This window comes from Kribbella sp. VKM Ac-2571, from assembly GCF_004362255.1.
Lineage (GTDB): Bacteria > Actinomycetota > Actinomycetes > Propionibacteriales > Kribbellaceae > Kribbella > Kribbella pratensis.
This window is the reverse complement of the sequence record NZ_SNWS01000005.1, coordinates 248,270-261,999: the sequence shown is the minus strand read 5'-3', so window position 1 is coordinate 261,999 and position 13,730 is coordinate 248,270. Positions and strand designations below refer to the sequence as shown.

Below are 13,730 nucleotides of genomic sequence, written 5' to 3'. Positions count from 1 at the left end.
GGTGAGCCGAAGGGAAGATCTGCCGGCATGGATTCCGTAGGCACGCTGCCACCGGACGCGCTCAGCCGCGCGGTGGTCGAGATCGAGAAGCACGTGAGCAGCGCGGGCTGGGACCAGCCCGCGCAGTTGTTCGCGCTGGTTCCGACAGCGGATCTGCTCCGCGCCGAACCGCACCTCGCCGCCGAGCTCGGCGCCGAGGACGCATCGCAACCACTGACCCCGGTCGCCCAGGGCGAACTTCCGGGCGGTGTCGAGGACGACCATCTCGCGGACACGCTGGGCCGGATCGAATGGCCCGACGGCGTCGCCGGATGCGCACTGGCGATCGAGCGGATCGTGCTGCCCGCGGCGGCCGAGTCCGGCCTGTCCAGCGTCGAGTCGGACGCGGAACTGGCCCGGCTGGCCGGTAGCGATCCGCGCCGGCACGAGGTCCGGATGGTCGCGGCGGTGCTCCGGGAAGGAACCCGGTTCGGCGCTGTCCGGTTGCGCGCCCACGACGAGGACAGTGCAGTGCTCACCGGTGTCGACTTGGTCCCCACGCTGTGCGAAGTACTGTCTTTGACATTCGAACCTTCGGCCGGCATCCGGTCGGGCGAAGGTCCTGGGGTCGACGGCATGAGCGACGACGAGGAGAAGCGACCATGAGCGACGGCGTCTACGACATGCCGGAAGAGCCGCCGGCCCGCAGGACCCGGCGAACAGGCGGACGCCCGCGCGCTCTGCTCCCGACGATCGCGACGCTGATCGTCCTGCTCATCCTGTTCAGCGTCTTCACCGACGTCTGGACCCAGCGGCTCTGGTACCGATCGGTCGACCTCGGCTCGGTGTTCAGCACCGTGCTCGGCACCCGCGTGCTGCTGTTCGTGGTCGTCGGTCTGCTGATGGCGGCCGCGGTCGTTGCGAACGTCGTCGTCGCCTTCCGCACCCGTCCCCGGGTGGCACTCGCCCCGTCGCCCAGCCCCGGTTTCGAGCGGTACGGCGATCTGCTGCAGCAGCACGGGAAGATCGCGGTCGGCGTCGTCGCGACCCTGATGCTGGTCTTCGGCGGCTCCGCAGCGTCGGGGGAGTGGAAGGTCTTCCTGGCCTGGCGGAACCGGACCCCCTTCGGCGTCACCGACAAGCACTTCAACAAGGACATCGCGTTCTTCGTCTTCGACTACCCATGGCTGCGCGTCCTGCTCGGTTTCGGCTACTCGATCGTCCTGCTGTCGCTGGTCGCCGCGATCATCACCCACTACCTGTACGGCGGCTTCCGCCCGTCCGCCAAGGGCCAGAAGGCCTCCGGTGCGGCGCAGGTGCAGTTCTCGGTGCTGCTCGGCCTGCTTGTTCTGCTCAAGGCCTTCAGCTACTGGCTGGACCGGTTCGGTCTCACGACGTCGGACGCCAAGCTGTTCACCGGTGTCTCCTACACCGGCGACAACGCCGTCCTGCCGAGCAAGGAGATCCTGGCCGTCATCGCGGTCCTGTGTGCGATCTTGTTCTTCGCCAACGTGGTCCGCCGGACCTGGCTGCTTCCCGGCGTGGGAACGGTCGTGCTGATCCTGTCGGCGATCCTCCTTGGTGCGCTCTGGCCGGCCGCGCTCCAGCAGCTGCGGGTGCGACCGAGCGAGCCGGTGAAGGAAGCGCCGTACATCAAGAAGAACATCGACGCCACGCGCCAGGCGTACGGACTCGAGGACACCGACGTCACCGAATACAACGCGAAGAGCACGGCGAAGCCGGAGGACCTGACGGCGGATGCCGAGGTCCTGCCGGGTATCCGGCTGATCGACCCGACAGTGATCGGACCGACCTTCGAGCAGCTCCAGCAGGTCCGAGGCTTCTACTCGTTCCCGACCGATCTCGATGTCGATCGGTACAAGATCAATGGCAAGTTCAAGGACACGGTCATCGCGGCCCGCGAGGTCCAGGTCGACCGGCTGCCGGCCGGGCAACGGAACTGGAACAACGACCACACCGTCTACACCCACGGCTTCGGTGTGGTCGCTGCGAACGGGAATCAGTCGCAGGGCGGTACTCCGGTGTGGACCGAGAAGGACCTGCCACCGACCGGCGATCTCGGCAAGTACGAGCCGCGGATCTACTTCGGCGAGCAGTCGCCGGACTACTCGATCGTCGGCGCCCCGGAGGGCGGCCAGAAGGTCGAGCTCGACACGCCGGAAGGTCAGAAGGGCGGCGACCCGACGCTGAACACCTATGAGGGCAAGGGCGGCGTCCCGATCGGCTCGTTCGGCAGCCGGTTGCTGTATGCAACAAAGTTCCGGGACGCGAACATCCTGCTGTCCAGCCGGGTGAACCCGGAGTCGAAGATCCTCTACGACCGCACCCCGCGCGAGCGGGTCGAGAAGGCGGCCCCGTGGCTGACGCCCGACGGTGACCCGTACCCGGCGATCGTCGACGGCCAGGTGGTCTGGATCGTCGACGGTTACACCACCTCGGACAACTATCCGTACTCCGAGAAGGTCGACCTGGACGTCAGCACCCGGGACACCACCACCGGCCGCGGGACGATCGCACAGCAGCCGAGCGAGAAGATCAACTACATCCGCAACTCGGTGAAGGCTGTCGTCAACGCCTACGACGGCTCGGTCGAGCTGTACGCGTGGGACGAGAACGACCCGGTGCTGAAGACCTGGATGAAGGCATTCCCCGGCACGGTCAAGCCGCGCTCGGACATCTCGCCGGCCCTGATGTCGCACCTGCGCTACCCCGAGGACATGTTCAAGGTGCAGCGCGACCTGCTCGCGAAGTACCACGTCCAGGACCCCGGCACCTGGTACCAGAACAGCGACCTGTGGCGAGTGCCGGACGACCCGACCGCGGTCTCCTCCGGCGGTGACTCGGCGACGCATATCAGCCAGCCTCCCTTCTATCTCTCGTTGCGGATGCCCGATCAGACCGAGCCGAAGTTCTCGCTGACGTCGGTGTACGTACCGAACGGCGAACGGGAGAACCTGACGGCGTTCGTGGCCGTCGACGCCGAGGCCACCTCGCCGGACTACGGCAAGTTCCGGGTGCTGCGATTGCCGGGGAACCTGCAGATACCTGGTCCGGGGCAGGTGTACAACAAGTTCCAGACCGACGAAGGCATCAGACAGGCGTTGCTGCCGATCAACCAGCCGAACAGCGGAGCAAGAGCGCAGTACGGCAACTTGCTGACGCTGCCGCTCGGTGGTGGTCTGCTCTACGTCCAGCCGGTCTACTCGGTCCGGACCAGCGGGCAGGGTAGTTACCCCGTCCTGCGGTACGTACTTGTGTCCTTCGGCGACGGCGTCGCCTACGGCGGGACGCTGCAGGAAGCCCTCACGAAGGTCTTCAAGACCAGCGTCGACACCGGTGAGCTGCCTCCAGGAACGGAGAAACCGCCCACTCCACAGCAGCCGAACCAGACGGTCAAGCAGGCCATCGCCGACGCGCAGGCCGCATGGACCCGGGCGCAGACAGCCCTCAAGAACGGCGATCTTGCCGGCTACCAGACGAACCTCAACCAGATGAAGGCCGCGCTCGACCGTGCCGCCGCCGGTGCAGCAGGGACGCCTGCCCCGACACCATCGTCGACGCCGTCGGCGAATCCGTCGAACCCGCCGGCGTCGACGACACCGACGAGCCCACCGACCTCACCGACAGGCTGAGCCCGCAGGGCGGTTCCGGGGCGGTGACACCGACATCAGTCGGGGTCGCCGCCCCGTTCGTTTCGCCCGCCGGCTCGCCCGTTCGTTTCGTGCGCCGTTCGGCCCGCCGTTTCGCCAGGCTGGTTGCCTACGGCATCAGGTCGTCGGCTCCGGGTGGAACCCGGCCGCGGTGTCGAGCACGTCCTCGTCGGTGAAGCGGTCGTGATCGATCGTGACCTCGGCCGCGACGCCAGGCTCGATGAAGTAGAACACCTCGTTGCCGGCGAACAGACCGTCGTACCCGCCGACCTTGACCGGTTCGAGCTGCCAGTCGCCCGGCTCCTTCTCCTCGTACTCGACCAGGAAGTCCTTCACTGCCTCGAGATCGGTGAGTTTCTCGCCGCGGAGGGTCTTCACGGTCAGGTCGACCTTGAACGCTCCCTCCGGATCCGGTCCGGTCTCCCAGACCCGGCTGTGGAAGGACACGTCCCCCCACTCGTACTCGAAGTCGCTCGGCGTGCCGAGGCCGTCGGGAAGGTTCTCGATCACGAAGCCGTCCAAGTTGCCAGCCCTTTGCTCGGTCGATGGATGATCCGCGGAGTACGTCGACGACGGGGTGAAACCTGTTGCTGAGGCAGGGACTGTCGTCGAGAGCCCGAGTGCGGCCAGGAAGACCGCGCCTCCGATCACGATACGGCGGGCGGACGGCACGGCTCGGGAACGAAGCGATGAACGCGACATGGCTGCCTCCTGGATACGGCGGCGCCCCGCCTGCTGCGAGACGCCCTTCGTGACCAAGAAGGTGCAGTGATCGTCCCTCGCCTGAACCGGCGAGTTCGGATCTGTGGACAACCTCGCCGTCAGTGCCCGATCAGTGCCCGATCAGCCGATGCAACCGGTGGAACGTCTGCCGGAACCCGAGCCGCGGCCACGCCCGCGACGACAACAGGTTCGTCACTCGCCAGTCGGTCACGACCGACGTGTACCCGGTCTCCGCCGACCACTGCAGCACGGCCTCGCCCAGCGCGCGCCCCGCGCCGAGTCCACGAGCCGACGGCAGCACAGCCGCGAACCCGAGGAACCCCGCGTTGTCCGGTTTCGCGAGCCCACTGTGCGCACTCGACTTGTCCAGCGAGCAACCGACCGACGAGCCGATGACCTCACCGTTGTACGAGGCAACGAAGGTCGCGTAGTCCTGATCGTCGATCGATTCCTCCCAGTCCGCCACCGCTTCCTCGAGAGTCGGCAGCTCGCCGGACGAGAACACCGGCGACAAGCCCTGATGGCGGGGCAGTTCGAGATCGAGCTCCGCGAGTACAGGAATGTCCGCGCGCAAAGCGCGGCGTACGACCAGATCCGAAGGCGGCGAGAGGGGAGCGTCAGGCACAGGGCGTACGGCGTGCGCGTGTTGCGAACCGAACGCGAGACGGAACCAGGCGTCGAGCAGCGCGGGGTCGTCGGGCGCGAGGACGTAGTGCGCGATGCGGCCGTCGTCCACCCACTTCGCAGCAGCAGCGCCGTACAGGTCGCGAATGTGTTCTGGCTCACGTACGGCGTGACCGGCGGCCTCGACCCAGATGTTCGGACCCCAGACCGGGGACTGCTTCGGGGCGGCCAGCAGATAGCCGGTGATCTCCCCATCTTCGACCATCACCGCGCCGGACGCACCCTCAGTCTCCCAGGCGGCCGTCACCTCGACCAGCGCCAGCTGTTCGTCCTCGTAGTCAGCGGGAAGCAGCGGGTGACGCTTGCGATGTGCCTGATGCCGCTCGGCGAGCAGACCCGCCGCGGCCGGCAGATCCGTCTCCTCGAACGGACGAACGAGGTGTCGGGACATACTCGGACGGTACGCCGCCGGCCCTCCGGCAGACACGGGTTTTCGGCGCACCGGGAACCGATTTGGTTGCTCGGCCCAGATCCTCTAAACTAAAGACACAACGACGCGGGGTGGAGCAGCTCGGTAGCTCGCTGGGCTCATAACCCAGAGGTCGCAGGTTCAAATCCTGCCCCCGCTACTTGGAAAGGCCCTCTGACCAGGAAACTGGTCAGAGGGCCTTCGTCATTCGCGGCGAGTCGGTGATGGATCGGGCTGGACTCCAGCGCCGGGTGAGTCGAGGGTCAGCTGGCATTGGATCCGGTAGTGGTCACCGCGGGTGATGGCACGGACGTGCTCGACGGGGCGCCTGCGCGGCCGGCTGGGTCCGCTGGCCGGCGTGCTCGGTGCAGCCGCCCTGCTTGCCGCGCCTCTCGATACGATCGGAGCAGGATGACGATCAACGCAGTGAACGACGCCCTGGAGCGGATCCGGGGCGGAGTGGTTGTCTCCTGCCAGGCACGGGGCTCGGATCCGTTGCGCGATTCGCGGGTCATCGCCGCCATGGCGGCGAGTGCGGTGCAGGGTGGTGCGGTCGGACTCCGGCTGGAGGGGCCGGCCGACATCCGCGCGGTCCGCCCGCTGGTCGACGTACCGATCATCGGCCTCTGGAAGGTCGACCTCGAGCCCAGCGACGTCTACATCACGCCGACTGTGCAGCACGCCCAGGAGGTCGTGGCGGCCGGGGCAACCATCGTCGCGCTGGACGGGACCGCACGAGCCCGTCCGGACGGCAACCCACTGATCCGTAGCATCGAGGCAATTCATGAGGCCGGGGCTCTGGTGATGGCCGACGTGTCGACGCTCGAGGAAGGCGAAGCGGCCGCAGCGCTCGGCGCCGATGTGGTCTCCACAACCCTGTCCGGCTACACACCGGACAGCCCACAGGTGGAAGCCCCGGACCTGGCCCTGGTCGGTGAGCTGGCCAAGCGCGTGCAGATCCCGGTTGTCGCCGAAGGCCGGTACCGCACCCCCTCCCAAGCAACGCAAGCCCTATCCGCCGGTGCCTGGGCAGTTGTCGTTGGCACTGCAATCACAGCGCCCGGCTGGATCACCAGCCAGTTCGTCCGCCGCCTGCAACAGGCCGAGGACGAGAAATAGCGGCCGCGGTGCTCATGTCCCCGCCAGACCGGAGGAGGACGGGCAGTCGATACATCGGAGCTCGAGCTGGCTCAGTGGTAGGCGGAGGCTTGGAGGTTGAAGAGTTCGGCGTAGAGGCCGTTCTTGTGGACTAGGTCTTCGTGGGAGCCGTGTTCTGCGATTGTTCCGTGTTGGAGAACGACGATGGTGTCGGCCATGCGCACTGTGGAGAATCTGTGAGAGACCAGGACAGTGATGGTGCCGGCCTGCACTCGGAGATCACTTGCGGCCTTGGTCCAAGCTTCGAAGAGGCGGTGCTCGGTTTCGGGGTCCAGGGCTGCTGAGGGCTCGTCGAGGAGCAGCAACGCAGGAGCGGGGCGCATCATTGCTCTGGCAATGGCGAGCTTCTGCCACTGGCCCCCGGACAAGTCGACCCCTGCTGGCCACCCTGAGCCAAGCTGTGTGTCGAGCCCGCGGGGCAGGGCGGACAGTACGTCGGTAGCTGCGGCGCGCTCGAGCGCGTCAAGGACCAACAGGTCGGAGTCAGCGTTCTCGATGTCTCCGAGCGCCACGGTTTCGCGCACCAGGAGCTCGAAGCGGGCATGATCTTGGAACGCAGCAGAGACTCTGTGCTGCCATCGGGTGAGGTCGATCGAAGCTAGATCTTTCCCGTCGATGGTGATGGTGCCGTCGGTCGGGTTGTAGAGGCCCGCAAGGAGTTTGACCAGAGTCGACTTGCCGGCGCCGTTCTCCCCGACGATGGCGATTGTCGAGCCGGCAGGCAGGTCCACATCAATCTTCTCGAGGGCAGGCTGCGCTGCGCCGTCGTACTGGTAGGAAACGTTGCGCAGCGAGATGCCGTGCGCAAGCCGCGGCGGCACCGGACGGTGGCCACGTTGGGCCGCGGGGCCGAAGAGGTCCTGCAGGCGGACAAAACGGTCGGCGGCGACCAGACTTTGGATCGTGAGCTGTAGGACCTCACTGGAACCGCTGACCAGCCCTAGCACTTGACCGGCCAGCACCGCGATCAGCGCGGCTTCGCCGATCGTTGCCTCGCCAATGGTGACCAGCCGCACCACAAACGCGATGGAAGCGATGTATCCGGCGATGAAGACCAGTCGTCCGGAGAGACTCCAGCCGGCGGCCTGGAGCTGGGCTCGTCCATGGAGGCGTCGAATCTGGTGGTGCGCCCGCTGAAACCTGCGCAGCATCTCCGCTTGCAACCTGAACAGGCGGACCTCCTTCGCGCCGCCCGGCGTGGCCGTCAGCTCAACCAGATGCTCAGCAAGCCGGGCGGGCCCGGCTGCGCGCCGGCCACTGTCGCGGAAGATGCGGCTTGTCCTGAAGCTGACGAGCAGCGACGGCACCGCGAACAACGGCAGGGCGAGGAGGAGCGGATCGACAAGAACCATGAGGACCGCGGTCGTGACGATTTGCACGGTGACGGCGCAGAGTTCGACCATCCTCGGCAGGACCTGACTGAGCTGGTGGCCCTCTCGTTGGAACGCATACAGCTCGCTCAGATGGTGGGGGTTCTCGTGGAGTTCCAGTGTTGGCGTGGCGCTGACCAGGTTGAGAATTTGCGCGTTCATCAGGTACCGGGTGTGATCGCGGAGCCGAGACTGGGCGCGTTGTCCGCCGTAAGCGACGGCGACACTGGCGGCAATCGAGACGACGCCTCCGACAGCGCCGACCCCCAGGGGAAGTGGACTGCCGGTGTGGATGCCATCCACGATGAACTTCAGCCACAGCCCGTACAACGACTGTGTGATTGCCCCAAGCCCGGCCAGCACGAACGCGAGCACCGCCGCTGCACGATCTGCTTGCCAAGCTAGGCGCAGCATCGTTGCGATGACGCGCTGTCGGCTGGTACGGCGGGAGTTCTCAGCCATCGATGTCCTCCTCGGCGTTGGAACTGAACCGCATCGCTTGCTTGCGGAACATGCGTGCGTACGTGCCGTCGGCCGCGAGGAGCTGTTCATGACTGCCGTCTTCGGTGACCTGGCCGCGATCGAGCACGATGATCCGGTTGGAGCGACGGATCGTGGAGAAGCGATGGCTGATCACGACGCTGGTCAAGCCGGCCGTGAGATCGAGGAACCTGTCGTAGAGGTCCGCCTCGGCGCGTACGTCGAGTTGCGCGGTTGGTTCGTCGAGAACGAGAACGCGCGCGCCACCTTGCACCGCCATGAGCGATCTGGCGAGGGCTATCCGCTGCCACTGTCCACCCGACAGGTCAACTCCACTCTCGAGCCGGGCAGAAAGGGTCGTATCCAGACCGTGTGCGAGCGCGTCGAGGATGGCATCCGCGCCGGCTCGTACGGCGGAGCGCTCGATTTCCCTGTCGATCGATGGTTGTGCCAACTGCTCGACTGCGCCGAGACCGATGTTGTCCCGTGCGGACATCTCGTAGTGAACGAAGTCCTGGAAGATCGCCGCCACGGACTTCCGCCACGATTCCTGATCGAGCTCGCGAAGATCGGTTCCGTCGATGAGGATCCGGCCACTTTGCGGTACTTCGAGCCCGGTGAGCAGCTTGATCAACGTGGTCTTGCCTGCTCCGTTCAGGCCGACGATGCCGAGCGACGTACCCGCCTGGATCTCGAGGTTCAGCCGATCGAAGATGACTTTGCCGGACTCGGGATATCCGAAGGTCACCTCCTCGAAGACGATCGACTCCGTTGGACGTCCCAACGCAGTGGCTGTGCCAGGGCGTGTAGTGGCGTGGCGGGCGACGAGGTGTTCCAGTTCGAGAACGACCGGCACGCGACTGGCGCCGTACTCGATGAGATCGTCACCGGACTGATCGGCGAGAAGGCTCATGCCGAGCATGCCTTGGAGCAGCAGAACGACAGCGCCGACACTGAGGTCTGACCGTGTGGCCAGGACGATGACGGCGGCATTGACCACAACAACGAGGGCGAGGAGCACGGCCAGCGGGCGCTGTCCGATCTTGCGGGCCTTGGCCAGCTCGGCGAGTATGCGAGCCGTCTGGCGACCGTACCGATCCGACAACCAGCCGGCGAGGCCGAAGATGCGGACCTCTTTGGCCCACTCCTGACGCAAGCCGATCCGGTGCGTGTAGCTCGCGGCGTGTACGGCGTCTTCCCAGGTGAACTGATCCGAGCGACGCATGTTTGCCTGGAGCCTGTTGCCGACCAGGATCCAGACCAGGAACAGGATTGCAGCGGCCGGGACGGAGACGGTGGCCACCAGCACGGCGGCCGCGAGACCCTGGGCTTGCAGGGGCCACTTCATGCTCACGCCGTCGACCAGATCCCCGGGTTCGAGGCCCGCGATGCGCACGGCACGGTCAGTCTTGGCGGCCAGGTCGGGCCGCTCGAAGATGTCCAAGGTGCCTGCGCTGAGAGCGGCCCGGATCACGCGACCGATCAGGTGTTCCTCGTATCGCCGGTACAGCGCCCAACGCACCACTTCGTAGGCGGCGCGCGTTATCTCCTGCGCTGCCAGCACAAGCGCGATGCCTGCGAGGGCCGAGATGACGGCGGCTGCTGCCGGCGAGTTCGAGCCTGACCGGGCGGCTGCGGGAAGGATCGTGATCAGGTGTGCGACCAGTGCCGCGAAGATCGCCGGCCAGATGGCGGTGAGGACGATGCACCCGATCAGCAAGGCGAACCAGCGTGGGAACGCGCGAGCCAGTGCGACGACCGCAAGCACGCGCGGCGACCGGAACAGCCGATGCCGTGAATAGTTACCCTGGGTGCACTGCAGGAATGTGACAGCTCCTACCCGCCGTGTCAAACCCTTCCCGGCGGGGGCTCGGCTTGGGCGGGCTTGCTGATGGTGGCGGTGCGTTCGCGGGCGACCTTGGTGAAGCCGAAGCGGGTGTACCAGGGGACGAGCTCGTCTGAGGTGCCAAGGGCGGCTTGGGAACAGCCCGTGGTGGCTGCGTGAGCTAGGGCGGCTGCTACTACTGCTGACGCTGCGCCTCGGCCGCGTTCCTCTTGGGGTGTGGCCACTGACCAGAGGTTGGCTGTGTGTCCGGCAGTGATGACGGTTGCTGACGCCACCAGGGTGTCGCCCTCGAAGGCTCCGACGATGTCGGCGGCGCCCGTGCCGTGGAAGAAGCCGGTGAGACCGTCTGGGTCGTCGTACACGCCTCCGACCATGCGGAGTAGTCGGGCTCGCTCCTCAGAATTGCTGATGATTGCGGTGGTGAACTCTGAGGGTGGTGACGGCGGGCGGTCGGCGAGGTCGCAGAGCATCAACGGCGCGGTGTTGGTGGACGTCGGGTGGAGCTCATCGAGTGCCGCCGCGAGATCCGGGCGATCGAGGATGCGGAGGGAGAGGTCGCAGCCGTCCTGAGGAGTCGGCGAGTCCAAAGCCAGGCGAATCGACCGGGTCATTGCCTCGCTCGATGGCGCACTCAGGAACAGTTGATGCGCGATCTTGCCGGGCCGGCCGGCCCACCAGAAGCAGTCGGCGTCGCCCTGCTGTTCCCAGGTGAACACCCCGTCGGCCGACGGCAGCTGCGCCAACCGGCGCCAGCCGCTGACCGCGGCATCCCAGACAATCTGTCCGTTCATCCCCGGCAGCTCAGTTGACGGCGAGTTCGCCGAGTTCGGACCAAGTGTCCTGGGGGAGTTTGAAGTTGACGATGCGGGGGGTTTCCACCAGGTGGGGTGGGAGGTGTTGCTGGGCGGCCTTGAAGTGGTCGGAGGTGACGTGGTGGGTGGCGGCGTCGTCGTCGGCGAAGGCTTCGACGAGGACGTACTCGTTCGCGTCGTCGACGGAGCGGGACCAGTCGAACCACAGGCAGCCGGGTTCGGCGCGGGTTGCGGTGGTGAAGTCGGCGGTGATGGCCGGCCAGTTGTCGGCGTGCTCGGGCTTCACGCGGAACTTCGCGGTGATGAAGATCATGAGGACAAACCTAGCGGCCACCGCGGCGGTGGCGGTCGCAATCTGAGATCAGCGAAGGGTGAACCCGGTGCCGAGGGCGTCGCGTGGGTCCAGGCCGAACGTCGCGGTGCTGGTCCGGTAGGCGGTGCCCGTGACTTCGGTGATGACGCCGTCCGGGGTCTCCTCGACGACGCGGCCGAGGAACGTCGTGCCGACGATGGAGTCGTGGCGCAGGACCTCACCCATGCGCAGACGTCCTTCGTCGTGCAGTAGGGCCAGGCGTGCCGACGTACCTGAGCCGCAGGGCGAGCGGTCGGCCTCTCCGTCGGCGAACACCGCAACGTTGCGCTGGTGCGCCGGCCCGAGATCGTCGTACAGGATCGTTCCGTAGAGACCGCTCAAGCGAGGATCGTGAGGATGTACGGCGACCGCGTCCAAGGCCCACTTGATCTCGCGGCCGATCGCGACCAGGTCCGCATAACACGCGGGCGTCACCGACAGACCGACCGATGAGGCGAGGACGGACGCGTAGAACGCGCCGCCGTAGCTGATGTCCGCCAGCACCTCGCCGCGCGCCGTCGGCACCTGCAGGCCACGGCCCAGCACGTACGACGGAACGTTGCGGAAGGCAACGCTCACCACAGAACCACCGGCGCAACTGACCCGCGCGACCACCCGCCCGGACGGTACGTCGATGACAACATCCGTCTCGCCATCAATAGCCACCTGGACCAGACCGCTTTCGACCGCCCAGGTCGCGAGCGCGATCGTCCCGTGCCCGCACGCCGTCGAGTACCCGTCCTTGTGCCAGAACACCACGCCGAAGTCGGCGCCGTCGTCATCACCCGGTACGACGAACCCGCCGTACATGTCGGCATGACCACGCGGCTCGTTCACCAGCAACCGCCGTACGGCGTCGATGGCCTCGGACGACTGCGCCACGACCCGGCGGTCTGCCACGGAGGTTCCCGGGATCTCGACCGAGGTCACGATCCGGAACGGCTCCCCGGCCGTGTGATAGTCCACCACGCTGACATCGTCCACAGACGTACCTTAGACAAACGAAAGCCGCCGTCTGCCCCGATCAGAGGGCAGGCGACGGCTTGAGCGACCGGGTGGTCAGGCAGCTTGCAGCGCGCGGTTCCGGGCGGCCCAGACCGCTCGGCGCAGTCGGGCTTTGTCCGGGTAGCCGGCCTCGCGGCCGACCAGGTAGACGTCGTGGTTGCTCATCTTGACCATGCCCGCGACGAACCAGACCGGGCTCCCCTCGGCCAGCATGGTGACGATCATGTTCCGGATGTCGGTGGTGATGTTCATTCTGACCCTCTCCTTTGGTCGCTCTTACTGATACGTCGGACCAGAGGGGCCGGATTCGACACGTCCTCGAAAAGAAAATCGGGAAAACAAAGCGCCCCGATCGATGACCGGGGCGCTCGTCCGTGTGGGTCCCGGGGGGAGTGGGACCACCACACGTTGGGGGGGACCTTGACGTTAACCCGACGAAGGGGTCACGCTCAGCAGTTTTCGCCGAACGGCATCAGAAGCGCGTTCAGCGGTTCGACCATCTCCGATACAGCGAAGTCGCCAGGACGACGGAGAACAGGAGTAGACCACAACACCACGCGAGTGCGACCCAGCTCTACCTGGACGGCGTCGCCGCGTTCATTGACCGGGTCGGATGATCGCGTCGGCCGCCGGTGCGGTGGCGGCGATCAGGTGGGCGTTGCGTTCGTCGGAGCCGTACGTGCGTTCGTGCGCTTCCTCGGGTGATCTGCCGAAGGCGCGGTGCCTGGCCTCGAGTCGGGCGTGCCGGAGCTCCTCGGGTACCTCGACGTACCAGCATTGATCCAGCAGACGGCGTACGGTCGACCAGGGCGTCTCGTCGAGCAGGAGGTAGTTGCCTTCGGTCAGGACCAGCGTGACCTCGGGGGCGATTCCGATGCTCGCGGCGATGGAGTCCTCGATGCTGCGGTCGAAGCGCGGCGCCCAGATCTGCTCGTCCGGTGATTCCTTCAACCGCTTGAGGAGCGCGACGAAGCCGTAGCTGTCGAAGGTGTGCGGCGCGCCTTTCACATCGGCCAGTCCCTCAGCTTCCAGAACTGATTGGGCGAGGTGGTAGCCGTCCATCGGCACGAGCGCGACCTTGTGCCCGTCCGCGGTCAGCTTCGCGGCTAGTTGCTCGGCGTACGTCGACTTGCCGGCGGCCGGCGCACCGGTGATCCCCAGAATCTGCCGCCGCCCCCGCGTCGCCAACTCGACGGCAACGTTGTAGGCGGCGGCTGAGTCCAGAGTAAGCACGTCGAGGA

General features: G+C 66.5%; 12 protein-coding genes and 1 tRNA gene. 4 read left to right on the top strand and 9 right to left on the bottom strand.

The genetic code is table 11. The features are described from left to right. The first annotated feature begins 27 nt into the window (after positions 1-27). Together EV651_RS13790 and EV651_RS13785 are read left to right on the top strand one after the other, a co-directional pair. A complete protein-coding gene (locus EV651_RS13790) occupies positions 28-645 on the top strand; it encodes a PPA1309 family protein (RefSeq protein WP_202870323.1) in 618 nt (205 codons plus the stop codon). Further along, the gene (locus EV651_RS13785) at positions 642-3,632 is read left to right on the top strand and encodes a UPF0182 family protein (protein ID WP_133785543.1); all 2,991 of its coding nucleotides are present in this window, start codon (positions 642-644) and stop codon (positions 3,630-3,632) included. The genes EV651_RS13790 and EV651_RS13785 overlap by 4 nt, the downstream gene beginning before the upstream one ends. A gap of 135 nt (positions 3,633-3,767) precedes the next feature. Here the strand turns inward: EV651_RS13785 and EV651_RS13780 are convergent, their stop codons facing one another. Next, the gene (locus EV651_RS13780; protein WP_133785542.1) at positions 3,768-4,352 is read right to left on the bottom strand and encodes a hypothetical protein; all 585 of its coding nucleotides are present in this window, start codon (positions 4,350-4,352) and stop codon (positions 3,768-3,770) included. Between the two features lie 130 nt (positions 4,353-4,482). Beyond that, positions 4,483-5,448: a GNAT family N-acetyltransferase gene (locus tag EV651_RS13775; RefSeq protein WP_166658600.1), complete on the bottom strand. Its 966-nt coding sequence runs from the start codon at positions 5,446-5,448 to the stop codon at positions 4,483-4,485. A gap of 104 nt (positions 5,449-5,552) precedes the next feature. Here EV651_RS13775 and EV651_RS13770 point away from each other — a divergent pair. Together EV651_RS13770 and EV651_RS13765 are read left to right on the top strand one after the other, a co-directional pair. Next, a tRNA-Met gene (locus tag EV651_RS13770) sits at positions 5,553-5,626 on the top strand. A 251-nt stretch (positions 5,627-5,877) separates the two neighbouring features. Further along, the gene (locus EV651_RS13765; RefSeq protein WP_202870322.1) at positions 5,878-6,585 is read left to right on the top strand and encodes an N-acetylmannosamine-6-phosphate 2-epimerase; all 708 of its coding nucleotides are present in this window, start codon (positions 5,878-5,880) and stop codon (positions 6,583-6,585) included. Positions 6,586-6,656: 71 nt separating this feature from the next. Here the strand turns inward: EV651_RS13765 and EV651_RS13760 are convergent, their stop codons facing one another. From EV651_RS13760 to EV651_RS13730, 7 genes are all read right to left on the bottom strand, one after another. Continuing rightward, on the bottom strand, positions 6,657-8,456 hold the full coding sequence (locus EV651_RS13760; RefSeq protein ID WP_133785541.1) for an ABC transporter ATP-binding protein: 1,800 nt from the start codon (positions 8,454-8,456) through the stop codon (positions 6,657-6,659). Further along, positions 8,449-10,242, bottom strand: a complete 1,794-nt coding sequence (locus tag EV651_RS13755; protein WP_238156866.1) for an ABC transporter ATP-binding protein — start codon at positions 10,240-10,242, stop codon at positions 8,449-8,451. The genes EV651_RS13760 and EV651_RS13755 overlap by 8 nt, the downstream gene beginning before the upstream one ends. An 80-nt stretch (positions 10,243-10,322) precedes the next feature. Further along, positions 10,323-11,111, bottom strand: coding sequence for a GNAT family N-acetyltransferase (locus EV651_RS13750; protein ID WP_133785540.1), 789 nt, complete (start codon positions 11,109-11,111; stop codon positions 10,323-10,325). Between the two features lie 10 nt (positions 11,112-11,121). Then, the gene (locus EV651_RS13745; protein WP_133785539.1) at positions 11,122-11,445 is read right to left on the bottom strand and encodes a putative quinol monooxygenase; all 324 of its coding nucleotides are present in this window, start codon (positions 11,443-11,445) and stop codon (positions 11,122-11,124) included. 48 nt (positions 11,446-11,493) lie between these two features. Further along, the gene (locus tag EV651_RS13740; protein WP_133785538.1) at positions 11,494-12,468 is read right to left on the bottom strand and encodes a proline racemase family protein; all 975 of its coding nucleotides are present in this window, start codon (positions 12,466-12,468) and stop codon (positions 11,494-11,496) included. 75 nt (positions 12,469-12,543) lie between these two features. Beyond that, positions 12,544-12,741 (bottom strand): hypothetical protein, encoded by a 198-nt coding sequence (locus tag EV651_RS13735; protein WP_133785537.1) that lies wholly within the window; start codon positions 12,739-12,741, stop codon positions 12,544-12,546. Positions 12,742-13,086: 345 nt separating this feature from the next. Continuing rightward, entirely contained in the window at positions 13,087-13,722 is a 636-nt protein-coding gene (locus tag EV651_RS13730; protein ID WP_133785536.1) for a nucleoside/nucleotide kinase family protein, read from the bottom strand. Positions 13,723-13,730 lie beyond the last annotated feature (8 nt).